At 68.6% G+C, this 23361-nt stretch carries 24 protein-coding genes; 10 read left to right on the plus strand and 14 right to left on the minus strand.

Annotation, left to right across the window (positions count from 1 at the left end; genetic code table 11):
• The first annotated feature begins 41 nt into the window (after positions 1–41).
• Complete coding sequence (locus E0H50_RS06835) at positions 42–470, plus strand: DUF4307 domain-containing protein (RefSeq protein WP_238150814.1); 429 nt, start codon at positions 42–44, stop codon at positions 468–470.
• Positions 471–895: 425 nt separating this feature from the next.
• Here the strand turns inward: E0H50_RS06835 and E0H50_RS06840 are convergent, their stop codons facing one another.
• Positions 896–2209 (minus strand): peptidase MA family metallohydrolase, encoded by a 1314-nt coding sequence (locus tag E0H50_RS06840; protein WP_238150815.1) that lies wholly within the window; start codon positions 2207–2209, stop codon positions 896–898.
• Positions 2210–2483: 274 nt separating this feature from the next.
• Between E0H50_RS06840 and greA the strand changes: the two genes are divergently transcribed.
• Positions 2484–2996 (plus strand): transcription elongation factor GreA, encoded by a 513-nt coding sequence (gene greA, locus E0H50_RS06845; RefSeq protein WP_131285734.1) that lies wholly within the window; start codon positions 2484–2486, stop codon positions 2994–2996.
• A gap of 168 nt (positions 2997–3164) precedes the next feature.
• On the opposite strand, the gene E0H50_RS06850 is transcribed toward greA, so the two are convergent.
• The gene (locus E0H50_RS06850; protein ID WP_131285735.1) at positions 3165–4001 is read right to left on the minus strand and encodes an ABC transporter permease; all 837 of its coding nucleotides are present in this window, start codon (positions 3999–4001) and stop codon (positions 3165–3167) included.
• The gene (locus E0H50_RS06855; RefSeq protein ID WP_131285736.1) at positions 3998–4975 is read right to left on the minus strand and encodes an ATP-binding cassette domain-containing protein; all 978 of its coding nucleotides are present in this window, start codon (positions 4973–4975) and stop codon (positions 3998–4000) included. The genes E0H50_RS06850 and E0H50_RS06855 overlap by 4 nt, the downstream gene beginning before the upstream one ends.
• Positions 4976–5123: 148 nt before the next feature.
• On the opposite strand from E0H50_RS06855, the gene E0H50_RS06860 reads away from it, so the two are divergent.
• Positions 5124–6356, plus strand: a complete 1233-nt coding sequence (locus tag E0H50_RS06860) for an MFS transporter (RefSeq protein WP_131285737.1) — start codon at positions 5124–5126, stop codon at positions 6354–6356.
• A 59-nt stretch (positions 6357–6415) separates the two neighbouring features.
• Here E0H50_RS06860 and E0H50_RS06865 read toward each other — a convergent pair whose 3' ends face one another.
• Entirely contained in the window at positions 6416–7387 is a 972-nt protein-coding gene (locus E0H50_RS06865) for a hypothetical protein (protein WP_131285738.1), read from the minus strand.
• A gap of 274 nt (positions 7388–7661) precedes the next feature.
• Between E0H50_RS06865 and E0H50_RS06870 the strand changes: the two genes are divergently transcribed.
• From E0H50_RS06870 to E0H50_RS06880, 3 genes are all read left to right on the plus strand, one after another.
• A complete protein-coding gene (locus E0H50_RS06870; RefSeq protein WP_131285739.1) occupies positions 7662–7985 on the plus strand; it encodes a hypothetical protein in 324 nt (107 codons plus the stop codon).
• 240 nt (positions 7986–8225) lie between these two features.
• A complete protein-coding gene (locus tag E0H50_RS06875) occupies positions 8226–8795 on the plus strand; it encodes a copper resistance CopC family protein (RefSeq protein ID WP_131285740.1) in 570 nt (189 codons plus the stop codon).
• Positions 8792–9799 (plus strand): CopD family protein, encoded by a 1008-nt coding sequence (locus tag E0H50_RS06880; RefSeq protein ID WP_131285741.1) that lies wholly within the window; start codon positions 8792–8794, stop codon positions 9797–9799. The genes E0H50_RS06875 and E0H50_RS06880 overlap by 4 nt, the downstream gene beginning before the upstream one ends.
• Positions 9800–9886: 87 nt before the next feature.
• On the opposite strand, the gene E0H50_RS06885 is transcribed toward E0H50_RS06880, so the two are convergent.
• Positions 9887–11350 (minus strand): MFS transporter, encoded by a 1464-nt coding sequence (locus E0H50_RS06885; protein ID WP_131285742.1) that lies wholly within the window; start codon positions 11348–11350, stop codon positions 9887–9889.
• Positions 11351–11468: 118 nt separating this feature from the next.
• On the opposite strand from E0H50_RS06885, the gene E0H50_RS06890 reads away from it, so the two are divergent.
• The 3 genes from E0H50_RS06890 to E0H50_RS06900 all read left to right on the plus strand — a co-directional run bounded on the left by E0H50_RS06890 (position 11469) and on the right by E0H50_RS06900 (position 14066).
• Positions 11469–11960, plus strand: coding sequence for a MarR family winged helix-turn-helix transcriptional regulator (locus tag E0H50_RS06890; RefSeq protein WP_131285743.1), 492 nt, complete (start codon positions 11469–11471; stop codon positions 11958–11960).
• Positions 11961–12086: 126 nt separating this feature from the next.
• A complete protein-coding gene (locus E0H50_RS06895) occupies positions 12087–12827 on the plus strand; it encodes an alpha/beta fold hydrolase (protein WP_238150840.1) in 741 nt (246 codons plus the stop codon).
• 33 nt (positions 12828–12860) lie between these two features.
• A complete protein-coding gene (locus E0H50_RS06900) occupies positions 12861–14066 on the plus strand; it encodes an aminoglycoside phosphotransferase family protein (RefSeq protein WP_131285744.1) in 1206 nt (401 codons plus the stop codon).
• Between the two features lie 52 nt (positions 14067–14118).
• Here E0H50_RS06900 and E0H50_RS06905 read toward each other — a convergent pair whose 3' ends face one another.
• The 7 genes from E0H50_RS06905 to E0H50_RS06935 all read right to left on the minus strand — a co-directional run bounded on the left by E0H50_RS06905 (position 14119) and on the right by E0H50_RS06935 (position 20535).
• Positions 14119–14895, minus strand: a complete 777-nt coding sequence (locus E0H50_RS06905; RefSeq protein WP_131285745.1) for a hypothetical protein — start codon at positions 14893–14895, stop codon at positions 14119–14121.
• A gap of 68 nt (positions 14896–14963) precedes the next feature.
• Positions 14964–16007 carry a hypothetical protein gene (locus E0H50_RS06910; protein WP_131285746.1) on the minus strand — a complete coding sequence of 348 codons (1044 nt, stop codon included), beginning with the start codon at positions 16005–16007 and terminating at the stop codon, positions 14964–14966.
• 56 nt (positions 16008–16063) lie between these two features.
• Positions 16064–17146, minus strand: coding sequence for a hypothetical protein (locus tag E0H50_RS06915; RefSeq protein ID WP_131285747.1), 1083 nt, complete (start codon positions 17144–17146; stop codon positions 16064–16066).
• A gap of 46 nt (positions 17147–17192) precedes the next feature.
• Positions 17193–17996, minus strand: coding sequence for an ABC transporter permease (locus E0H50_RS06920; RefSeq protein WP_131285748.1), 804 nt, complete (start codon positions 17994–17996; stop codon positions 17193–17195).
• Positions 17996–18778: an ABC transporter permease gene (locus E0H50_RS06925; RefSeq protein WP_131285749.1), complete on the minus strand. Its 783-nt coding sequence runs from the start codon at positions 18776–18778 to the stop codon at positions 17996–17998. Before E0H50_RS06925 ends, E0H50_RS06920 begins: the two co-directional genes overlap by 1 nt.
• 1 nt (position 18779) lies before the next feature.
• The gene (locus E0H50_RS06930) at positions 18780–19727 is read right to left on the minus strand and encodes an ABC transporter ATP-binding protein (RefSeq protein WP_131285750.1); all 948 of its coding nucleotides are present in this window, start codon (positions 19725–19727) and stop codon (positions 18780–18782) included.
• 10 nt (positions 19728–19737) lie between these two features.
• The gene (locus E0H50_RS06935) at positions 19738–20535 is read right to left on the minus strand and encodes a MerR family transcriptional regulator (protein WP_165547018.1); all 798 of its coding nucleotides are present in this window, start codon (positions 20533–20535) and stop codon (positions 19738–19740) included.
• A gap of 58 nt (positions 20536–20593) precedes the next feature.
• On the opposite strand from E0H50_RS06935, the gene E0H50_RS06940 reads away from it, so the two are divergent.
• Complete coding sequence (locus E0H50_RS06940) at positions 20594–21853, plus strand: amidohydrolase family protein (RefSeq protein WP_131285752.1); 1260 nt, start codon at positions 20594–20596, stop codon at positions 21851–21853.
• On the opposite strand, the gene E0H50_RS06945 is transcribed toward E0H50_RS06940, so the two are convergent.
• Both E0H50_RS06945 and E0H50_RS06950 read right to left on the minus strand, forming a co-directional pair.
• A complete protein-coding gene (locus tag E0H50_RS06945) occupies positions 21835–22563 on the minus strand; it encodes an SDR family oxidoreductase (RefSeq protein WP_131285753.1) in 729 nt (242 codons plus the stop codon). The two genes, E0H50_RS06940 and E0H50_RS06945, sit on opposite strands and share 19 nt — an antisense overlap.
• A complete protein-coding gene (locus tag E0H50_RS06950) occupies positions 22560–23333 on the minus strand; it encodes a CPBP family intramembrane glutamic endopeptidase (protein WP_131285754.1) in 774 nt (257 codons plus the stop codon). The genes E0H50_RS06945 and E0H50_RS06950 overlap by 4 nt, the downstream gene beginning before the upstream one ends.
• Positions 23334–23361: the final 28 nt, after the last annotated feature.

Genomic DNA, 23361 nt, shown 5'->3' on the forward strand with positions numbered 1-23361 from the left:
AACGCATGCGAAAACCCACGACCGACCCCCTGGACACCCCTGTGACCGAGTCTTCTGCCGCCACTCCGACCTCCGACCTGAACGCCCGCTACGGCCGCGGCGGGCGCTCGCGGCGGCCGCTGCTGATCGGCGCCGTGGCGGTGGTCGTCCTAGCTGGACTGACCTGGCTGATCTGGGTGGCGTGGGTGCAGTCGAACCCGCCGGTGACCTCGCAGCTGCAGGGATTCGAGATCGTGTCGCCGACCAGCGCGAAGGCGACGCTCAAGGTGGACCGCAGCAAGTCGGTGGAGGCGAACTGCCGTGTGCAGGCCAAATCCGCGGACTTCTCGATCGTCGGCGAGGTAACGGTCACGGTCCCCGCCGACTCCCCCCGTCACCAGACTCTTCCGGTAACCCTGACCACGCAGCGCTCGGCGACCTCGGTGGTCCTGGTCGGCTGTACGACGGCAGACCAGCACCGCCCGCGCTAGTGTCCTGCGCCCCGAAGTTCGTGAGCTAAGTCCAGGCCCCAAGACGTCATCACGGCCGGCCCGCGGCACCTCATCCAGCACGACCAGCGCCGACGGCATCTTTGTGCACCCACCAACCATTTTTCCGGCCGGTTTCTGGTCGAGCCGTGCACAAAGACGAACAGGCAACCCCCCCAAACCGGTTTGGGGAGGTCCGTGGACGGAACCGGGGAGCCCACAGCCCATTTCGGGAGGGTAAACCTCCCCAAAGCCCCGTCGCGTCGCGGCGCGGCGCTTCTTTGTGCACGGCTCGACCACGGAATCGGCCGGGATTTGGTTGGTGGGTGCACAAAGATGCCGTCGGCGCTGCTGGGGAATGTGCTGCGGGCCCGCCGTGATGACGTCTTGGGGCCTGGACTTATGTCGCGAACTTCGGGCGCAGGCCACTAGTTCGGACCGTCGTACTTCTTGAGCGCCGCGACCAGTGCCGTCTCACTCGACTTCAGGTGCTTACGGAGGACCTGCTCCCGAACGGCGGGTGCATCCGGTCCGCGCGCGAGATCGGCGTACAGCGAGTTCACGGCGGCCTGCCCGTACTTGGTCACGAGGTACTCGACGATGATCCAGCTGACGCCGTAGCTGTCCTCGTCGTAGTCGCCGTGGAAGACACCGTCGATCGGGAGCACCACCAGCGCCGAGATCTTCTCCCGGAGCAACGTACGGCGTTCCGCGGCGAGCTCTTGCTCGTACCCGTTCTGCGCGGCGAGCCGGTTCTCGACGTACATGGCGAATCCCTCGACCAGCCAGGTCGGCGCACTGTTGCCCAGCTGCCCCATCGCCGCATGGGTGAACTCGTGGGCGAGCAGCAGGCGGCCGGATCGGGTGCGCTGGCCGGGGTTGATCACCACCCGGCTGCCGACGACCTTGAACTCGCTCGCCTCCGGATTCGCCGGAGCGAAGTTGTGCGCGGCGACGGCGGCCGCGGGATGACCGCCGGTGCGCCATTCGGGATCCATCGAGCGGTTGTCGGCCATCGCGATCACCAGGATCCCCGCCGGGACCCGCCGGGTCGTGGATCGCACGATCGGGATCGCGGCCTGCGACTCGCGCGCGAGCCGTTCGGCGTTCCCTCGTTCGCCCGCGGGTACGACGACGAGTACGCCGGGCCGGCGCGCCACCTCGATCGCGCCGAGGTCCCAGGGTTCGCGGTACGCCTTGAGGTCCGCCTCGGCCGCGAGATCGTCGTCGTCCACCAGCAGCCAGCGACCGTCGCGCTCGGCGAAGGTGTAGCCGAGCCCGGTGGCGCGCGGAGCCGCGTCGATGCCCGCGATCTGGATCAGCATGAGAACGCGGACCGCGCGGGCACTCGGTCCGTGCTGCGCCTGTACTTCCGGCGCCCAGTTGGCATCTACCTGATAGCTCAGCCGGGAGAGGCCGAGCTTGCGCAGGTTGGCGAAGACCTGCTGATCGCGTTCCCGGAGCTTCTTGTTCGCCGGGTCGACGTACTGGAGGTACTGCGACAGCCGCCCGGTGAGCACGGCCGCCGCGCGAGTTTTCAGGATGGCGCCGGCACCGGCCAGCATCCGCTCCTCGACCGGCGGTTCGGACACCGTCGACGTGGGCGTGGCTGCCGATGACCCTGCGGGCGGGTCGTCCCGGCCGGCGACGGCCCAGGTCGTGGCAGCCGCTGCGATCGCGAGTACCGCGGCGATCGCAATCCACAGCCGGCCGCGAGTCGGTCGCGCGCCATCCGTTGTCACATCCACCATGTCCCCCCAAGCCCCCGGGCATCAGTCTCCGGGAGAGTAGAAAAGTCCAGGTCAGCGGTCAATCGGAGGACCTGGTGGCAACCGATTGCCGGGAATCTGCTCAGAGCGGACGGAATCGCGTTCAGCAAACGTTTTCCAAGCGTTTGAGACCGGCGAGAGCCCCTGCGTATCCGGCGGTCTCTTGCTACGCTCGTTTGATTGGTCGCCGTCGACGACGGCGGCCAGCAGTATTTCCTGCCCATCCCACCGACACAAGGAGCAGCCCGTGACGCAGAAGATCGACGAGGACAGCGTTGTCTGGCTGACGCAGGACGGTTATGACCAGCTGAAGTCCGAGCTCGAGCACCTCAAGGGCCCGGCCCGTGCCGAGATCACCCAGCGGATCAGCGAGGCCAGGGACGAGGGCGACCTCAAGGAGAACGGCGGCTACCACGCCGCCAAGGACGAGCAGGGAAAGATCGAGGCGCGGATCCGGCAACTGGAGGACATGCTCCGCCGGGCCCGGGTCGGCGAGACCCCGAAGGCGGGCGGCAAGATCGAGCCGGGCATGAAGGTGTCCATCAAGTTCGCCGGTGACGACGACGTCGAGACGTTCCTGCTCGGCTCCCGCGAACTGCTCGCCCTGGACGCGTCGGTGGACATCGACGTCTACTCGCCGCAGTCTCCGCTGGGCGCCGCGATCCTCGGCAAGAAGAAGGGCGACAAGGCCTCCTACGAGGCCCCCAACGGCAAGGACGTGACCGTCGAGATCGTCGGAGCGGAACCCTTCACCGGCTGACCCACCAAGCTCCAGCGCCCCGGTGGACGAACCACCGGGGCGCTTCCGTTGCGGCTCGGGTCGTACGCCGGGGCTTGGCGCGCGTGGTGGTGGGTGTGAACAGGAAATTCACTGTCCACACCCACCACGACCTGTTCAACGCCCTCGAGAGTCGGCTGCCCGGCGGGGCTAGTGGGTGGTTGCGCTGCGGTATTTGCGGACGGCCAGTGGGGCGAAGACCAGGATGATGGCCGCGCACCAGATGAGGGACAGCCAGACCGGGTGCTGGGCTGGGAAACCGTCCGGGCTGGCGAAGGGCGACGGGTTGCCGAACAGGTGCCGGCAGGCCGCGACGATCGAGGAGATCGGGTTCCACTCCGCGACGGGTTGCAGACCGCTCGGCAGGTTGGGGGTGGGTACGAACGCGTTCGAGAGGAAGGTCAGCGGGAACAGCCAGATGAGGCCCGCCGACGCCGCCACCTCGGCGCTGCCGACCGACAGGCCGATCAGCGCACCGACCCACAGCATCGCGAACGCGAACAGCAGCAGGATCGCGAACGCCGCGAGCGCCTGACCGAATCCGTTGTGCCACCGCCAGCCGACGATGAAGCCGCACAGCACCATGATCAGCATCACGAACGCGTTGAACACCAGGTCGCCGATCACCCGGCCGGCGATCACCCCGGACCTTGCCATCGGCAACGACCGGAACCGGTCGATGAGGCCCTTGGACATGTCGTCTGCCAGCCCGACGCTCGCCGACGCGACCGCGAACGCCATCGTCTGCGCGAAGATCCCGGACATCAGGAACTCCCGGTACGCGCGCGCCCCGGGGAAGCCCGGGATCGGGATCGCGTTCCCGAACACGTACGCGAACAGCAGCACGAACATGATCGGCTGGATGGTCGCGTAGATCAGCATGTCCGGCGTCCGCGGGAACCTCTTCAGGCTCCGCCACGCGAGCACCCCCGCGTCCGACAACGCCCGGCCGATCGGGTTCACCCGGGCCGGCAGCTCCACACTCACAGCGACTCCTTCTCTTCGGCCTCGTGCCCGGTCAGGGTGAGGAACACGTCGTCCAGCGTCGGGCGCCGCAACCCGATGTCGGCGATCCGGATCGCCGCGGCGTCGAGCGTCCGGATCACGTCGACCAGCGCGCTCGAGCCGCCCGGTGCCGGCACGGTGATCCGCCGGGTGTGCTCCTCGATCGTCGTCGCCTCCGGGTCGGCGATCCCGAGCGCGTCGGTCAGCAGCTCCAGCGCCCGCACGGTGTCGCCCTGATCGTGGACGACGACCTCGATCCGCTCACCGCCGACCTTCGCCTTGAGCTCGTCCGCCGTACCGCGAGCGATCACCGAGCCGTGGTCGACGACCGCGATGCTGTCGGCCAGTTCGTCGGCCTCTTCCAGGTACTGCGTGGTGAGCAGGATCGTGACGCCCTCGCGCACCCGGTCGCGGATGATCTGCCACAGGTCGAGCCGCGAACGCGGGTCGAGACCCGTCGTCGGCTCGTCGAGGAACAGCACCTTCGGGTGCGCGATCAGGGACCCGGCGAGGTCCAGCCGGCGCCGCATGCCACCGGAGTACGTCTTCAGCGTCCGGTCCGCAGCCTCGGTCAGGTCGAACGTCGCGAGCAGTTCCTCCGCCCGCTGCTTGGCCTGCCGGCTGCTCAGCCGGTACAGCCGGCCGAACATCCACAGGTTCTCGCGGCCGGTGAGCAGCTCGTCGACCGCGGCGTACTGCCCCGACAGCCCGACCAGCGACCGGACCGTGTCAGCCTCCTTCACCACGTCGTGCCCGAGCACGCGGGCGGTCCCGGCGTCCGGTTTCAGTAGCGTGGTGAGCACCCGGACCGCGGTCGTCTTGCCCGCGCCGTTCGGCCCGAGGAGGCCCAGCACGGTCCCTTCCGGCACGTCGAGGTCGATCCCGTCGAGTGCCTTGACCGCCGTCTTTCTGCCCTTGAACGTCTTCACGAGGCCGGTTGCCTCGATAGCAGCCATCCGAACGTCCCCCTTCTGGATGTGACGCAGGCCACCATCCTGCCCGAGAACGCCGACAATTTCACTCCCAAATTATATTGAGTCTGCTCGACTCAACTTTATTGATACTTGAGTCGACAAGACTCAAGGCAGCGTCTACGGTCGCGAAATGGGCATCCTCCGCCACCCCGATTTCCGCCGGCTGTGGGCCGCCGACCTGCTCAGTCAGCTCGGATCCCGCCTGAGCACGGGCGCGATCCCGCTGCTCGCCGTACTCACCCTCAACGCCTCGACGCTCCAGGTGTCGCTGCTCCGGACCTGCGAGACCGCCGCGTGGCTTGTCCTGGGCCTCTTCGCGGGCGCGTGGGCCGACCGGATCCGCTGCCGTCCGGTCCTCGTGTACGCCGACCTGCTCCGGGCGCTGCTCTTCGCGTCGATCCCGATCGCCTGGTGGTTCGACGTACTCACCCTCACGCAGGTGTACGTCGTTCTCGTGCCGGCCGGGATCCTCACGGTCCTGTTCGATGTCGCGCACACGTCGTACCTGCCAAGGCTTCTCGAGCGGGACCGCCTGCTGCCGGGCAACGCGAAACTGGCCGCGAACCACTCGATCGCGGCGGTCATCGGCGCCGGCGCGAGCGGCCTGCTCGTCCAATGGCTCGGCGCGGCGCTGACGATCGGCCTGGACGCGCTGAGCTTCCTGTGGTCAGCGCTCTGGCTCCGCTCGATCCGGACACCCGAGGCGGAGCCGGTGCGACCCGAGCGGCCGAACCTGCGCCGCGAGATCGGCGAGGGCATGCGCTACGTCTTCCGGCATCCGCTGCTGCGGCCGCTCGCCCTCACCACGATGACGACCATGCTGTTCCAGGCAGCCGCCGGCGCGATCATGGTCGTCTACCTGGTCCGCGGCGTTCATCTGCAGCCGGCCACCATCGGCGTACTCAGCATGATCGGCCTGCTAGGCGCGATCCTGGCGTCCGCCGTCACCGAGAAGCTCAGCACCCGGTACGGCGATGCGCGCACGCTGCTACTGTCGTCGACGGGCATCGGCGTCGCGTTCACCGTGCAGGCGCTGACCGCACCTGGCTGGATGGTGAGCTGGTTCGTCGTCGGCACGCTGCTGGCCGGCTTCTGCATCATCGTCAGCTACATCCTGCAGGTCAGCACCCAGCAACGCCTCTGCCCACCGGACCTGCAGGGCCGGGTCAGCGCCACGATGAGCTTCGTCAGCTGGGGCGCCGCTCCCCTCGGAAGCCTCCTGGGCGGCGCGCTAGGCACGGCGTTCGGCCTGCACACCACGCTCTGGATAGCAGGCCTGGGCACCCTCGCCGGAACCACGATCCTCTACGCATCCCCGCTCCGCACCCTACGAACGGTTCCCGGTGAGGTGGTTGCCCCCTGAGCTGGCGGGTTGCCCCCTCAGATTCTCAGTGGGCAACCCACCATCCGAGGGGGCAACCATCAGTCGGAGGTGATTTGGGCGGTGCCGACCAGGACCTCTACGTCGAGGGCGGCGCGGCCGCGGCCGATTTCTACGTCCTTGGACTGGCCGGAGACGGCGCCGCTCCAGGTGACGCGGCCGAGCTGGGACTCGGTGTGGACGTGGACGTCGGAGCCGCGGCGGAGCGCGACCTGCGCCGTACCGGACTCGACGCGGACGCGCGAGCGGCCCTTCGTGATCTGGGCGTCGAGGCTGGCCGAGCCGGCCTGGACGAGTACGTCGATCGGGCCGTCGACGTCGGTGACCTTCGCCGTACCGGCGGTGACGCGGACCCGAGTCAGGCCGGGCAGCCGCTCGGCGTTCACGCTGCCGCCGGTGACCTCGACCTCGACCTGGAGGTGCGGGTTGACGCGGATCGACAGCTCCTTGGCGAGTCCGTTGACGTGAGCCTTCAGGTCGGTGGGGTTGCGCAGCATGCTGAAGCCGTCGATCGAGACGCCCATATCGCCTTCGCTGCTGATCGCGAGGGTGTCGCCGTCACGCTTGATCACGTGCGGACCGTCGACCGCGACACCGTTCACGGCCGGCTCACCGATCAGCCGGACCCGCCGCCCGATCGCGCGCACGGTCACCCGCTGCACCCCGGACGGAATCGGCACGTTGCTGTGCTCCTCCTCGACCAGTTCGGCCTCCTCCTCCACCACGCTGTCCTGCACCTTCAACGGCTCGGCAGTCGGCTCGGAAGTCGGTGAGTCGACGGCGTCGGCCCAGACGGTCGTGGACGGGACGTCGTCGCCGGTCGGCCACGGCCACGGGGGCTTGCCTTCGGACGCCTCGTCGGCAACCGGAGCTTCGGCCGCCGGCTCGGCAGCCTCGGAGGGGGCGGTCTTGAGGGCGGCGATCAGGGTGGTGGCCTCTTCGGTCGAGAGGTGCCCCTTCGCGACTCGGTCCAGGATGTCCTTGACCTTCTCGTCGTAGCTCTGGTTGCTCATGCCACCAGTCCAGCACCCCGCCGGGTCGAAACCAATCGGGGATCGCCCCGAACCCGTCCGCCCCGCACCCTGAACCGCGCGGCCCGGAGCCTGACGAAGCAGCCGTCATTTCGCTCCGTGAACAAAAAACCACGAATTGCTTGTGGTCCACCCGGCGAATTCAATACATTCATTTCAAGCGACGCTTTGACTGGCCATCGGGCGCCGCGGCCGCACCATTTCAGCGGTCAACGACGACCGTATTCGTCCCACCCTCCCGCAAGGAGAATTCGTCATGCCCAATTTGAGGTCCCGCCTGATCACCCTGCCGCTCGCGAGCCTCGCGCTGGCCGCCGGCGGCGCTGCCCTGACCGCCACCACCGCGTCGGCCCACGAGCACCCGGCCCCGGTCGCGAACGTCGGGGACGCCGTCGACTACGCCACCGACCAGGTCCAGCTGCACGTCGACGACGAGGCGCTCGGCCTGTACCCCGCGGTGGAGAATCCGCTCGGCTACACGACCAGCCACGTGGTCCCGGTCGGCGTGAACGTCGTGTCGCTCACGCTCACCGGCCACAAGTCCGTCGACGACGGCACCGGTCACGGGCACGACCACTGACCCACCGGCGGCGGCTCCGGTCCGCCTGACCGGCGCCACCGCACCGGTATCGCCCGTGGCCGCGGACCCTCCTCCGCGACCACGGGCGATCCACATCCGGGCCCGATTCGTCCTCACACCTCAAAAGTAACCCAGAGAGGTTTCGACCGCATTTCCCGGGCCGCCGTAATTGTTACGGCGCAATGACCGGACTGCATTAATTCGAACATTCTCCGATATGTCTCCGACAGGAGGATCCGGATGTCTCTGCCCATGACGTCCTGGCTCTTTGCCCTGCGGCGGAACTATCTGCCGCTCCTCGCCGTCATCGCCCTGACCGTCGCACCGGCCGCCCCCGCCGCCGCGCACAGCAAGCTCTCCGCCAGTACGCCGGCCAACGGCGCCCGGCTCACGTCCACGCCGTCCGCGCTCGCCTTCACGTTCGACCAGACCCTGCAACCGGTCCCGGGGTGGGACGCAGTCCTGGTGACCGGCCCCGACGGGAACCGTCATCCCGCCCGCTCGGTGCGGATCGCGGGCCGTACGCTGCACGCCACCTGTGACCGGCTCGGTACGGCCGGTGTCTACACGATCAGCTACCGGGTGATCTCCGGCGACGGCCATCCGATCGCCGGCCACATCACAATCACCCTCGACCGGCCGGATTCCGGCCCACGCGCCGCCAGCGCGATGGCGCTGCCGACCGACGGCGTACCGGCGTGGCTGTGGTTCGCCGAGCTTGCCGTCGTCCTGTTCCTGGTGCGCGGGTTCCGGCGCTGGCGATCCGATCTGGCCGCTCCGCCCGAAGCAGTCGTCAGGGACCAGCGATGAACGTCGCCATCCCGTCCGTCAAGGCACGGCGCCCGGTCGTCGTCGGGGCGATCGCCACGCTCAGCACGGCTGCTCTGGCGTGGTCCATCGTGGTCACCCGCCCGGCAGCTGAACCGGGCCTGACCACGACCAGTCCGGGCATCCTCTACACCACCCCGGTCGCCCGCTTCGTCACCAACGCAACGGCCGTCCTCGCCGTCGGAGCCGTACTGCTGCTGCTACTGCTCGGCACCCAGGGCCGGGACCGGTACGGCGCGATCGCCGGTCGCGCCCGGATGATCGGCATCGCCTCCGGCACCGCCTGGGTCACGGCCACCACGACGACGTGCTGGCTCCAGGCCGCCGCGATCTCACAGTCCGGCCCGAAGATGCCGTTCGCGGGGATGGCGTCGTACGTCGTCGCCGTCTCCTCAGGTACGGCGCTCGTGGTGACAGTCGCTGCCGCGGGCGCGTACACGCTGGCCGTCGTCAAGCGCAGACCGGCGCTCGGCCTCGGTACGGCGCTAGTGGGACTCGTCGCCGTACCGGTCACAGGCCACGCCTCGCAGAGTGAGGCCCCCTGGCTCACCACACCCGCGATCACCGCACACATGTGCGCAGTGAGCCTGTGGGTCGGCGGCCTCGCGCTGGTCACAGTGCTGGTCGCCGGCAACCGTTCCGCATTGGCCCTGGTGCTCCCGCGGTTCTCGACCGTTGCCGGTGGAGCGATCGCTACGGTCGGCCTCACCGGCTTACTGCTCGCGGGACCGCGTCTGACGAAGGACCTGACCCCACATCTGTCCGTACTACTTCACGCACTCCTCGAGACCCCTGCAGGCTGGCTGGTACTCGGCAAGCTCGCAGCTCTCATGCTCCTGGCGGCGACCGGCGGTGTGATCCGCCAGATCCTCTTGCCGGCCGTACGCCGTGAAGAGACGTCCGCTCTCGCCACGCTGGCGACTGTCGAGCTCACGGTGATGGCTGTGGCCATCGCACTCGCCACGGTGCTGGCCAGACCGCTGTGAACACAGCAGTGCGGGCCCGGGAGAGTAGTCCTGGACCCGCACCGCGTTCTCTATAACCGCACAGCCTGGGAGGGCTGGTTGTTGTTGTCAGGCGGCCGGCGTCATCTCCTCCGCCTTGAGCTCGTCCTGTACGGCGGCCAGCTCGGCAGCCTCTGCTTCCTCGGCGGCCCGGCGGGCCCGGAGGCCGTGCAGACCGGTCAGTGCGATGACCAGGCCGAGGGCCGCGATCCCCGTCACGACACCGAGTCCCGACTTGTACGCCGACAGGACCCCGGCCGGGGCGGTGACGCCTGCGGTCTGGCCGCTGATCACCGCGGTCACGATCGCGAGAACCACCGCGCCGCCGACCTGGTTGGAGGTGTTGAACAGCCCGGAGGCCAGTCCCTGCTCGTGGTCCGGGACCCCGGACACGGCCTGGATGTTCAGCGACGGGAACCCGATCGCGAACCCGAGACCGAGCAGCATGATGGTCGGGAACATGGTCGAGAAGTACGCCGACTCCGGGCCGATCCGCAACGAGAGCGCGTACCCGGCGACGAACAACGCCATCGCGACGATGATCATCTTCTCGGTACCCACCCGGTCGACGATCTTGCCGACGTTCGGGGACAGCGTGGCGACCAGCAGCCCGGCCGGGAGGAACCCGAGCGCGGTCTCGAACGACGACCAGCCCAGCAGGTTCTGCAGGTACAGGGTGCCGATCAGCTGGAAGGCGACGTACGAACCGAAGACGGTCAGGATGGCCAGGTTCGCCCGCCGTAGTGAGGCGTTGCGCAGGATGCCGAGCCGGACCAGCGGGTGCTTGGTGCGCAGCTCGATCGCGACGAAGCCGGCCAGCAGCACGACGGCGAGCGCGAACAGGCCGATGGTCTGCAGCGACACCCAGCCGGCGTGCTCGGCGCCGACGACCGCGTAGACCAGGGACAGCATGCCGGCGGTGACGGTGATCGCCCCCGGTACGTCGTACCCGCCGGCGGCGTTGTCCCGCGGGCTGTTCGGGATCAGCTTGATGGCGAACAGCAGCACGATCAGGGCGACCGGTCCGGGCATCAGGAAGGTCCAGCGCCAGCCGACCTCGGTCAGCGCGCCGCCGAGGATCAGGCCCATCGAGAAGCCGCTGGCGGCGCAGGTGGTGAAGATGCTGAGGGCGCGGTTGCGATCCGGTCCCTCGTGGAAGGTGGTGGTGATGATCGAGAGCGCGGCCGGGGCGGTGAACGCCGCGGCGACGCCCTTCACGAACCGCGCGGCGATGAGCAGTTCGGGGTTGCTCGCCAGTGAGCTCAGCATCGAGACCACGGCGAAGACAGCGAGAGCGATCAGGAAGACCCGGCGCCGGCCGAGCAGATCGGCGGTCCGGCCGCCGAGGAGCAGTAGGCCGCCGTACCCGAGCACGTAGCCGGTCACGACCCACTGGAGAGAGGCAAGGGAGACGCCCAGGTCGGCGCCGATGGACGGCAGGGACATGCCGACCATCGACACGTCCAGGCCGTCGAGGAAGATCACGCCGCAGACCACCAGGAGCGCTCCCCAGAGGCGCGCGTCCCAAGTCATGCGAGCTGGCGATGTGGTTTGCGTAGTCACGAGGAGAGACTATTGCATGCGTGTGCATCTAATGTCTAGGCATTAAATGCGTTTGCATTGAATGCGCATGCATGCTATGGTCGCCGACATGACCGTTACTAAGGTCAGCGCTGGACCTGGTGAGACCAGCGCCGATGCCGGTGCCGACGCCAGTGCCGACGTGAGTGCCGACGTGAGTGCCGACGTGAGGGAATGGCGCGAACTGCTGGCCCGTCACGCGGACCTGACCTGCGCCCTCGACCGGGCGCTGCAGGCCGGTCACGCACTCGGGATGAGTGAGTACGAGGTGCTCGAGCGGCTCGCGGAGCTGCCGGAGCACTCTGCGAAGGTGGCGACGATCGCCAAGTCCGTGCATCTCAGCCAGAGCGCGCTGTCGCGCGTGATCGGCCGCCTCGAGGTGGCCGGCCTGGTCGAGCGGCACATGTGCCCGGAGGACCGTCGCGCCGTGAACGTCCGGCTGACCGACGAGGGTCTCAGGCGCCAGACCGAGGCTCAGCCGACCCAGCGCAAGGTGCTGGCGCAGCGACTCCACGCACCGCTGGTGAAGACCTGCGGACCCGTATCCTCTGTGGATGCCTGAGGCGTACGACGAAGCACGCGAGGTCATCGCAGACCTGCACCGGGTCGTAACGCCCAACGGCGTCCAGGAGAACTTTTCACGGTCGTCACCTACGACCAGCGCGCCGCCGGGCGGACCCTGCGCACAATCGACCCCGAAACCATCGCGGACACCCTCACGATCGCGCAGTACGTCGCCGACGCGATCGAACTCGCCGAGCAGATCCGGGAGCGGTACGGCGTCCCGAAGCTGATCCTGATCGGCCACAGCTGGGGCACCATCATCGCCACCCAGGCGGCACTCGACCGGCCTGACCTCTTCCACGCGTACGTCGGGGTCGGGCAGGTCATCGACGCCCGGGCCAACGAGCGGCTGTGCTTCGAGTACGCGCTCGACCAGGCGCGCGAGCACAACCACACCGAAGCGCTCGAGCAGCTCGAGTCGATCGCGCCGTACCCGGGTGACGAGCCCGTGACCCGCGAGCGGATCATCGTCGCCCGTCAGTGGGCGCAGTACCGCGGCGGACTGTCGGCGTACCGCGACGACTCCAAGTACTTCTTCGGGGCGCCCGAGCTGTCGCCGGAGTACACGGTCGAGGAGACCGAGACCATTGGCGAGGGCAACGAGTTCACACTGGGCCGGGTGCTCGACGAGATGCTGACGGTCGACTACACGGGCGTGACGGAGTTCCCGATCCCGGTGCTGATGTTCCTCGGGCGGCACGACTACACGACACCCGCACAGCCGCCCGCGGAGTGGATCGCGGCGGTCGAAGCGCCGTACAAGCAGGCCGTCTGGTTCGAGCATTCGGCGCATCTGGCGCCTTGGGAGGAGCCGGGGAAGTTTCTGGTCAGTCTGCTGACCTATGTACGTCCGCTCGCCGACTAAAACGGGTTGCGTCGGATACGTACGCTTCTGCAGGTGAAGGTAACGGCTGTTGTAGTGCGTCCGTCCGACCGGGCGGTCCTGATGGTGCAGTCGGGGCTCCCCGAGGTCGAGCAGGCGGACGGTTTCTGGTTCCCGGATGTCGAGTCTGTGCTACGGGGGCTGCGGGACGAGCACGGTATCGAGGCCGTTGTACTCACGTGTCTGTCCGAGGATCCGCTCACCTACCTGATGCTCCCGAGCGGGGAGCCGCCGGCCGGGGCGCGTTGGGTTCACGATCATCCCGTTAGCTCATCCGCTCTGCCGAGCTGGACGCGGCCGGAGTGGTACGGCGAAGCGCCGCAGTGGATCGCCGAGCGCGTGAAGGCGGCCGGACCGTGGACGCAGGTGAAGTCATGGGGCCTGTCGAACGTGTTGCGGATCCCGACCGCCGACGGCGACGTGTACTTCAAGGCGCTCTCGCAGGCGTCGACGGAGCCGGACGCGTTGCCGTTCCTGTTCGCGAACGAGCCGCTGTTCCTGCAGCGCGCCGCCACCGATCGTCCCGGCGCGGTGCCCACTCCGCTGGCGATCGACGAGGAACGCGCGTGGATGCTGCTGCCGGACCTCGGTACGCCGTTGCAGGACGCGAGCGACGTCGCGGTCTGGATCGATGCTGTGCGCAACCATGCCCGGTTGCAGCGCAGCTACGTCACGGAACCTGAACGCCTGCTGGAGTACAGCTGCGCCGACCGGCGGCTCGCTGTCCTCGATGCCGAGCTGGATCGGTTGCTCGAGCCCAACTCGCTGACCGGCCAACTCGACCCGGAGCAGCAGGCCCAGTTGCCGGAACGCGCGAAGCAGTTGCGCGAGGCAATCACCGAGTTGGCCGGGATCGGCGTACCCGAGACCCTGCTGCACGGCGACCTGCATCCACGAAACCTGGCCGTCCGCAACGGGGAGGTCCTCGCCTTCGACTGGACCGACGCGGCGCTGGCACACCCGTTCCTGGACCTGGTGACGTTCATGGAGGAAAGCTCGCCCCTGTCGAGCGACGCCCGCGTGCTGGACGCCTACCTGAGCGAGTGGGAAGAGTACGCCGCGATCTCGGACCTGCGCCGTGCGCTAACGCTCGCGGAGGAACTCGGGTCTCTGCACCAGACCATCACCTACCTGCATCTGGTGGATCACCTCACCGGGCCCAGCAAGAACTCGATGTCCCGCGGCGGATCGTTCTGGCTGAAGAAACTCCTCACGCCCTGACGATCCGCCGCGATTGCGTGGCGCAGGACTCCACCGCTGACCGGCCGGGCGGTTAGCGGTGGAGGATTGTTAGTTGGTTGTTCAGGCCTCGGCGGACGGGTGGGTCGAGGTGGCGGGACCATTCTGGGTGGCGTTCGCCGCGGAGTTTTGCGTAGTGGGCCAGGGCTTCGGCGAGGGCGGTTTCGCGGAGGTAGCCGCGGGCGAGGGGTTGTTTGCCGCGGCCGTTCGGGCGGGGGCGGCGTTCGTACGCCGCGTTCGCGGTGAAGATGCCTAGTCCGTAGAAGACCGTGACCAGGTCGGTGAGCGGCTCGTGGTCGGGTCGGCGGGCGAGGGTGATTCGGCCGCTGCCGAGGAGCAGTTCGTGGCCGGCCTCGTGGGCGTAGATCGCGATCAGCGCGACCGGGTCGGCCATCAACGCCGGTGCGAGCTGGATCTGGTTGCTGCCGTTTCCGCGGATCCAGCGCCCGGACTGTTCCTTCACCACGAGACCGCCCACCGGGCGCCCTCCACCGTGCAGACCATCGACGGGACGTCGTACGCCGTTCAGTTCGAAGCTCAGCGCGCACTGACCGGGCCGGAGATCCATCCGGTTGTCGACGCGGCCGCACAGCTCGGTCGCGGCGGCGAGGCTTCCGTCGTACCCATCCGGGATCAGGTCGACCGGCAGCGCGATCGGACGCAGCAGCACGTCCCGGCCGAACTCGCTGATGAACCAGTCCATCGACGTCCGGATCCAGCGCCGGCTCCCGCCCGGCAACCGTTCGCGGGGCGCCTTCAGCTTGGAGCGCAACTGCTGGCTGCGGCGGATCATTCCGATCGGATTCCTCACCCGCCGGATCATGCCTGTCCGACGCCGCAGCAAACCTCACGGTTCCGCAGCGTCACCGGATGTTGACATCAGGTCAGCGGTGCGCCTTCCTGGATCGAGTCGATCTCGGCGTCCTTCACCAGCGACGCGAGCCGGGCGAAGGTCCGGATCCGGACCGCCCGGTCGACCTCGGTCGGCAGCGCCGGAAAAAGCGATTCCGGAAACAGCAGGTGCCGGCGGAAACAGTACGCCGCCAGCGCGTCGGAGGCACCGCGCTCCCCCAGGTACCCGAGCGTCTGCAACGCCGAACGCCGGCCGGGAACCCGCTCGACCGCCTGGTTCGCGAGGAAGATCCCGAATCCGTGGAACACCGCGAACAGGTCGGTCAGCGCCTCGGCGTCCGGGCGGCTCCGGTCGATCAGGTGATACCCCCAGAGCACCTCGTGCCCGAGTTCATGGGCGGTGGCGGCAACGACCGCGGCCGGGTCGGCCAGTGTGGTTGCCGACAGCATCACCGCCGTTCCCTCGGTGCCGCCGGCCCGCAGGTCGAGCCAGGCCGCGCGTGATCCACTGCCGGCCGAGGTCGACCAGATCGCTTCGGCGCGCCGGCAGAGCTCGGCTCGGCGATCCAGGTCGGTTTCCTGGAGGATCGCCGTACTGCGTTTCACCTCGGCCTGCAATTCGCGCTCGGCGAGTACGCCGATCTCGGCCGCGAATCCGGCCGCGGCCAGCGCGTCCACCTCGGCCGACGTCATCGTTGCCCGCAGCCCCGAGATCGCGATCAGGTCGCTGCTCTGCTCGGCGTTCAGCCGGTGCACGGCCGCGCTGCGGGCGGCAGCGCGGACCTCCTCCATCCGGAAGCTGAACCGGATCCGGTCGTCGGGTACTTCCATCCACGCGCACACCTGCAGGCAGAGCTCGCGCGCCGCGCGCTCGGAGCCGTCGTACCAGGCGGGTACGAACTCACTGGGCAACACCGGCGGCCGACGCAGCGGCTCCGTCCCGAACCGGCCGATCAGCCAGTCCAGCGAGTCCTCGATCCACTGCTCCGGCCCACCGGGCAGCAGGACCTTCGGGCCGTACAACTGCTCTCGATGTCGTTGCCGACGGCGCCAAGCACCGATCAGATTCATACCCGAACTGACGCGGTCGCCCGAACGCCCGTTCCATCAGCAATGTTGCAGCTGGATCACCAACCCAACACGGTCGGCGGGCCGCCGGTCAGGTCGTCGAGGCGGGCCGCGAATCGGGCCCGCGGCTCCGGATCGAGAGCCTGATGCCACTCCGGCAGCAGCGGCCCGTCGCGAACCAGTTGATGCTGCCGGAACCGGTACAGCGCGAGGGCCTCGGCGAGGGCGTGCTCGCCGAGGTAGCCGGAGGTGTGGACCCATTCGTCGTCGAGTGTCGTCTCGTCGACCGCAGCGTTGACGAGGGCGATTCCGAATCCGTGGAACAGTGCGCAGAGATCGGTCAGCGGCTCTTCGAGCGGACCCGTAGCCCAGGGCAGCTCCGCCCGGGACAGCAGTTCGTGACTCAGCTCGTGCGACGTTGCCGCCAGCAACTTCAACGGATCGGCGAGGACGTCGGACCGGAGCAGGACCGCGGACTGTCCTGGGATCGGCGCGACGCCCGGGCAGTCCGCTGCCAGGTCGAGCCAGCGGCCGACGGCCGGTCTCCGGCGTACGTCGGACTCGTACGCCGCCCGCACCCGTTCGGCCCGCTGCTCCGGATCGGATCCGGACGCGATCAGCAGGCAACGCACCACCTCGGCACCGAACTCACCCATCCCCAGCCGCTGGACAACCGGCCTCAGGTCCACGCCTAAGTCGGTCAGACCGGACTCGATGATCCGGTCGACCTGCTCGAACGACGCCGTACCGAGCCGGTCCGAGTGGGCCCGCACAGCCGCGAGGTCACCGGGTGCCGCGCCTCGCGAGACCGGGTGGTCCGGATCGACATAAAGGTCAAGCATCGCCGATCCGAACAGCCCGGCCGCCTCGCTCACCGTCTCCAGCCGGAAGCTGAAATGGACCCGCTCGAACGGGACGCCCATCCGCTCGCACATCGTCGCGCAGAGCTCACGGGCGGCAGCTTCCGATCCGTCGTACCCGACCGGCACGAAATCCCCCGGCAGGACAGGCGGCCGTCGCAGCGGTTCGACACCGAAGTGCTCGGTCAGCAACCGGAACGAGTCCTCGATCCACCGCCGCGGACCACCAGGCAGCGCGAGCTTCGGCGCCCGCATCCCGTCCAGGAATGCGTGCTCGTCCATGTCCGCCATGCCAACTCCGACGCCGCCGGGATGACCTGCGTTCCGGTCATTTCAGGAGGAGTTTGCCGAGGCGGCGGGAGGCGACGTACATGCCGAGGGTGCCCATGGCGGCCAGGTAGAGGGCGTGGATCAGCAGGAACCAGCCGACGTTGCCGGTGCTGAAGGCACGTTCCAGGACGACGCCTTGGTAGAGCGGGGTGATCTCGACCAGCCAGCGGATCGCGCCGGGGTACGTCTCGACCGGGTAGAACGTCGCCGAGAACAGGAACATCGGCATGATCGCCAGCTGCACGAACTCGAAGTCCTGCCAGCTGCGCATGAACGTGGTCAGCGCCATCCCGGCGCCCGCGAACGCGAACCCGATCAGCACCGAGGCGGGCAGCGCGAGCAGCGCCCACCAGGACGAGATCAGCCCCATGATCAGCATCACCACGATGAACATCGCCGAATAGATCGCCCCGCGCAGCAGCGCCCAGGTGACCTCGCCGGTCGCGACGTCCCACGGCCGCAGCGGCGTCGCGAGCATCGAGTCGTAGAGCTTGGCGTACTTCATCCGGAAGAAGATGTTGTACGTCGAGTCGAAGATCGCACCGTTCATCGCGGAGCTGGCGAGCATCGCCGGCGCGACGAACGCGGCGTACGCGATCTTGGTGCCGTCGGACAGGGTGAAGTCGCCGACCAGGTGGGCGACGCCGATGCCGATCGAGAGCAGGTAGAACACCGGCTCGAAGAAGCCGGAGAGGAACACGACCCACGACCGCCGGTAGAGCAGGAAGTTCCGCTCGACGATGTGCCGGCCGCCGCCGAGCCGCACCGGAACCGGGACCACCCGGGCTGCGATCGTCGCCATCAGCCGATCAGTTTCTTGGTGAAGCCGCGGACGGCCAGCCAGGTGCCGACCAGGAACCAGGTCAGCAGGTAGGCGAGGTTGCCGAGGGCCAGCAACGGGTTCACCGTCCCGAGGCTGAGATTGCGGGACAGGTCGACCGCGTGCCACAGCGGACTGACATAGGCGAGCCACTCGATCCAGTCCGGCAGCTGCGAGACCGGGAAGAACGCTCCGGAGAACAGGAACGCCGGCACCACGCCGAACCGGAACACCATCGCGAACCCGGAGTCGTTGTCCAGGATCGTCGCGTACGCCGCGATCGGGCCGGCGACCGCCATTCCGACGAGCAGCGCGACCGGTAGCCCGAGCACGCCGAGCGGTGACTTGAGGCCGCCGAACAGCGTGATGATCACCAGGAACACCGCGCACGAGGTGAACACCCGGAACGCGATGAACCCGAGCTGCCCGTAGACCACGTCCGCCGGCCGCAGCGGCGTCGCGATCATCGAGTGGTAGAACTTCTGCCACTTCAGCCCACTCATCACCGGGTACGTCGCCTCGCCGACCGCGATCTGCAGCGCGGTGGACGCCAGCAGCCCCGGCGCGATGAACTGCAGGTAGCTGACCCCGCCGAGCGCGCCGGTCCCGTTGCTGTCCACGAACGACCCGAGCCCGATCCCCATCGCGGCCAGGTAGAGCATCGGCAGCAGAAAGCTGCTGATCATCGTGCCCTTCCAGGTCCGCTTGTAGACGGTCAGCCAGTAGTCGAACATCCGGCGACCGTTCTCCACAGCAAGCGCCATGTCAGTCCACCAACGTCCGGCCGGTGAGCCTGAGGAACACGTCCTCCAGAGTGGAACGGCGTACCAGGACGGCAGCTGGTTGCAGCCCGCGCTCGTGGACCTGCGCGACCGCGTGCTCGCCGTCGTCGGTGTAGAGCAGCAGGCGGTCCGGCAGCACCTCGATACGCTGGGCGAGGTCCTCGACCTTGCCGGCCAGGGCGTCGTGGTCGGCCAGCATCACGTCCGGCCCGAACCGCAGCTCGGTCACCTCACGGGTCGAGTAGTCGCGGATCAGGTCGGCCGGGGATCCCTCGGCCGCGATCAGGCCGCCGTCCATCACCACGAGCCGGTCGCACAACTGCTCGGCCTCGTCCATGTAGTGCGTGGTGATGATCAGCGTGACGCCTGCCTGTTTGAGCCGGAACAGCTTGTCCCACAACAGATGCCGGGCCTGCGGGTCCAGGCCGGTGGTGGGCTCGTCGAGCAGCAACAGGTCAGGTTTGCTGACCAGTGAGCGCGCGATCGTCAGCCGGCGCTTCATCCCGCCGGACAGCTCGTCGACCTTGACCTTCGCCTTCTCGGTCAGCGCGACGAACTCGAGCAGCTCGTCCGCGCGCTCGCGGCACTCCGCCCGGCTGAGGCCGAAGTACCGCCCGTAGATCGTCAGGTTCTCCCGGACGGTGAGCTCGGTGTCGAGGGTGTCGTCCTGCGGGCAGACGCCGAGCCGCGCGCGGATCGCCGGCCCGTCGGCGGCCGGGTCCAGGCCGAGGATCTTCAGCGTGCCGCCGCTGACCGGCGAGACCGCGCCGATCATCCGCATCGTCGACGACTTGCCCGCGCCGTTCGGCCCGAGGAACCCGAACGCCTCACCCCGCCACACGTCCAGGTCGATGCCGCGCACCGCCTCGAAGTCGCCGTACGACTTCCGCAGCCCGCGAACGTGAACCAAAGACTCCCGCTGGTCACTCACCCGACTGACACTAGACGGACCGTCGGACAGTTTGCTCGTCGTTTTGCTGATAGCCGAGCCGCTGCACGGCGTACGCCCGGACGCCCGAGGCGAGCCACTCGGGCAGGTCCCGGTCCACCATCTCGATGATGGCCCGCTGATCCGCGTTCTCGACCAGGAGGTCGCCGAGCGCATAGTAGGACGTCGGCGTCGCCGGCCAGAGCTCCAGCACGCCCTGGTGATGCTGCTCGATGAGCTCGAACGCCTCCGGTGAGTCCGGTTGTACGCCGCGGTCTCGCGCGGCGGCCATCCGCAGGAGCAGCCGACGGCCCTCGTCGCCCATCCGCTCATAGTCCTCGCGGGTCCAGCCGTCGGTCTCCCGTACGGCCTTCTCGAACCCTTCCGCGACGGCCTCACCGAACCGCTCGGCCAGGTCCTCCCGTAACCGTGTCCGCGCCTCCGACAGCCCGCGGAAGAACTCGTCGTCGGTCACCGTCTCGTCGCCGGACAACCCGGCGATGGTCCGCTCGATCGAACCGAGCATCACGTCGAGCCGCTTCCGCTCCTGCAGCAGCTGCTCCCGATGACCGTGCAGCGCGCTCACCTCGTCCTCCTGCTCGTCCAGGATCCGCGCGATCGACGGCAGCGGTACGTCGAGTTCTCGGAGCAGCAGGATCCGTTGCAGGCGGAGCAGCTCGGGCCGGCCGTAGTACCGGTAGCCGTTGGCGGCGACGCGGCCTGGCGGGAGCAGGCCGATGGCGTCGTAGTGCCGCAGCGTCCGCACCGAGACACCGGCTAGCCGGGCGACCTCGCTGACCGTGCGTTCCACAACGCCTCCTGCGTAGGGACTGGAGTATGACGTTACGTCAGCCTTTAGCGTCCGCGACATGGCATTCACGATCCTGCACACCCGACTGGCCGACCGCGGCGCGGCGCTGCCCGCGGACTGCCTGCGCGTCGCGAACGGTCGCATCACGGCGATCGGCGGCCCGGAGATCACACAGCCGGGCGACACCGTCGTCGACGGTTCCGGTACGACGCTGCTTCCCGGGCTGATCGACGCGCACATCCACCTGGCGCCGGGGTGCACCCAGCTCGCGGCGACGTACGGCGTGACCACGCAGCTCGACCAGTTCAGCATGCCCGAGGTGATCGATCAGGAGACACCGCGGTCGTCGTTCTTCACGTCGAGCATCGGAGCCACCGCGCCGGGCGGCCATCCGACGATCGCGTTCCCGCCGATTCCTTACGTCACCGGGCCGGACGACGCGAAGCGGTTCGTCGCGGACCGGGTCGCCGAGGGCGCCGATCACCTGAAGCTGATCTACGACGACGGCTCCGGCGCGGGCCTGAGCCTCCCGACGCTGGACTCACGCACTGTGCAGGCACTGGCCGGCGAGGCCCATACCCACGGGCTCACAGTGGTAGCGCATGTTTCGACGGCGGCTGCTGCGGTCACGGTCGTCGAGTGCGGCGTCGACGTACTCGCGCACGTACCCTCCGACCTCATGTCGCCAGAGGACATCGAAGCCGTGGCCGACGTAGCTGTCATCGCGACGTTGAGCGTTCTCGCGGACGGGTTCAACGGGCCGTCAGGCCATCTGCCGTTGCTGGACGAACCAGAGCTGATGGCACGCATGCCTGCGTTGTGGCAGGACCTGCTGGACCAGCAGTCCCGCCGTTGGATGCCCCCGGTGCCGCCAGACGGTACGGCGGCCCGCGCCAACACGCTGGCGTTGCACCGGGCCGGCGTACGCGTGCTGGCCGGGACAGACGCGCCGAACCCGGGCCTGGTGTTCGGAGCGTCGCTACACCGGGAGCTGGTCGAGCTGGTGCGTGCCGGCCTCACACCGGCTGAGGCTGTCGTGGCCGCGACCAGTGCGCCCGCTGAGGTGTTCGGGCTAGCGGACCGCGGCCGGCTGACAGTCGGAGCGCGTGCTGACCTGTTGCTGGTCGAGGGGAACCCACTGGCCGACATCACTGCCACGCAACGGATTCGCCAGACCTGGGCCGGCGGCGAACCGGTCAGGCCGGAGGAGTACGCCGGCAGCGAGCAGGAACTGGCCGGCATCCGCTTCCTGGGCGAAACAACGGACCGGATCCTCGCCGCTGTGAACGAGATGCTCCCTCAGCCTCGTCCTACGTAAGGCATCCCGGCTGCCATGACTGTCAGGGTGGGGACTGCGACGGAGGTCGGCAGTTCGGCGATCTGGACGACGAAGGCGGCGACGATCTTCGGGTCGAACGTCGGCTCGACCGCGATCGACCCGTCCGGCTGGAGCACACCCTGCTCCATCCGGGCGGTCATCGCGGTCGCCGCGTTCCCGATGTCGATCTGGCAGGCGGTGATGCCGTGCGCGCGCCCCTCCAGCTCGAGCCCCTTGGTCAGCCCGCTGATCGCGTGCTTCGAAGCGGTGTACGCGATCCCCTGCGGCCGCGGTACGTGCGCCGAGATCGACCCGTTGTTGATGATCCGCCCGCCCTTCGGGTCCTGCCGCAGCATCACGTCGTACGCCGCCTGCGCGCAGAGGAACGATCCGGTCAGGTTCGTGTCGACGACCTGCCGCCAGTCCTCCTCCCGCACGTCCTGCACCGCCGCGGCCGGCGACCCTGTGCCCGCGTTGTTCACGAGTACGTCGACCCGCTCGAGCCCCCCGAAGAACCGTCGCACCGCCTCCCCGTCAGCCACATCCAGCACAGCGAGCTCGACCCGGCCATCGCCGAGCGCTACGGTCTCGCGCAGCTTGTCCTCCGTCCGGCCCGTCACCCACACGTCGAACCCGGCCCCCGCCAACGCCAGAGCCATCTCCCGCCCGAGCCCTGACCCACCACCGGTAACCACTGCAACCCGCGTCATGCCGCCACCCTTCTACCTCGCCGGACAGGCGTCCAGGATGTCAGCAGGGCGGCTGCGACCGCAGTGAGGACCAGGAACTCCACCCAGACCCCATGACCGAGCGGAGGGACCAGCTCCTGCGTGAGGTTCCACGCCGCGTGCAGCAGGATCGCCGCCGGCACACCTCCCCGCAGCCGCTCGCTGACGAACAACATCACCAACGTCAGCGGAAACAGCTCCAGGAAGAACGTCAGCCCCTGCTGTGTGAACAGCCCGTCGTCTTGCTGACCCGTCCCGGGCAGGAAGTACAGCGGCACATGCCACACACCCCAGACCGCTCCCAGCACCAGGGTCGTCCCCAGCAGACCGAAGTACCCGCGCAGTCGCGGCTGCACGTACCCACGCCACCCGAACTCCTCAGCCACCGGCCCGGCCAGAAAGGTGTACGCCGCAGCGCCGAGCAGGCCGCCGGCACCAGAGATGACCGACGCGGCGTGATCGGGCAGCGCCGGCAGGTCCCCCATCACCGCGCAGGCCACGAGCGGCGGAAGCGCACCGAGTACGACGGCAGCGACCGGCCACACCAGCGACCACCGGACGACGCGCCGCCGCTCCCGGTACCGCAGCCACATCACCAATGCGGCCAGCGACGGCCCCGACGCCGCCAGCGCGAAGACCAGACTGCCTGCTCCCTCGTCCGGATTCGCACCGAGGACGCCGAGGACGCCCCAAGGCACCCAGGTCAGGACGAAACAGATGACGCCGAACTCCACCAGCCGCCGCTTGATCACCGACCCAGCCTCCTGGCCGCGACGGCGA

It is taken from the genome of Kribbella sindirgiensis (assembly GCF_004331435.1).
In the GTDB taxonomy this organism is placed as follows: Bacteria; Actinomycetota; Actinomycetes; order Propionibacteriales; family Kribbellaceae; genus Kribbella; species Kribbella sindirgiensis.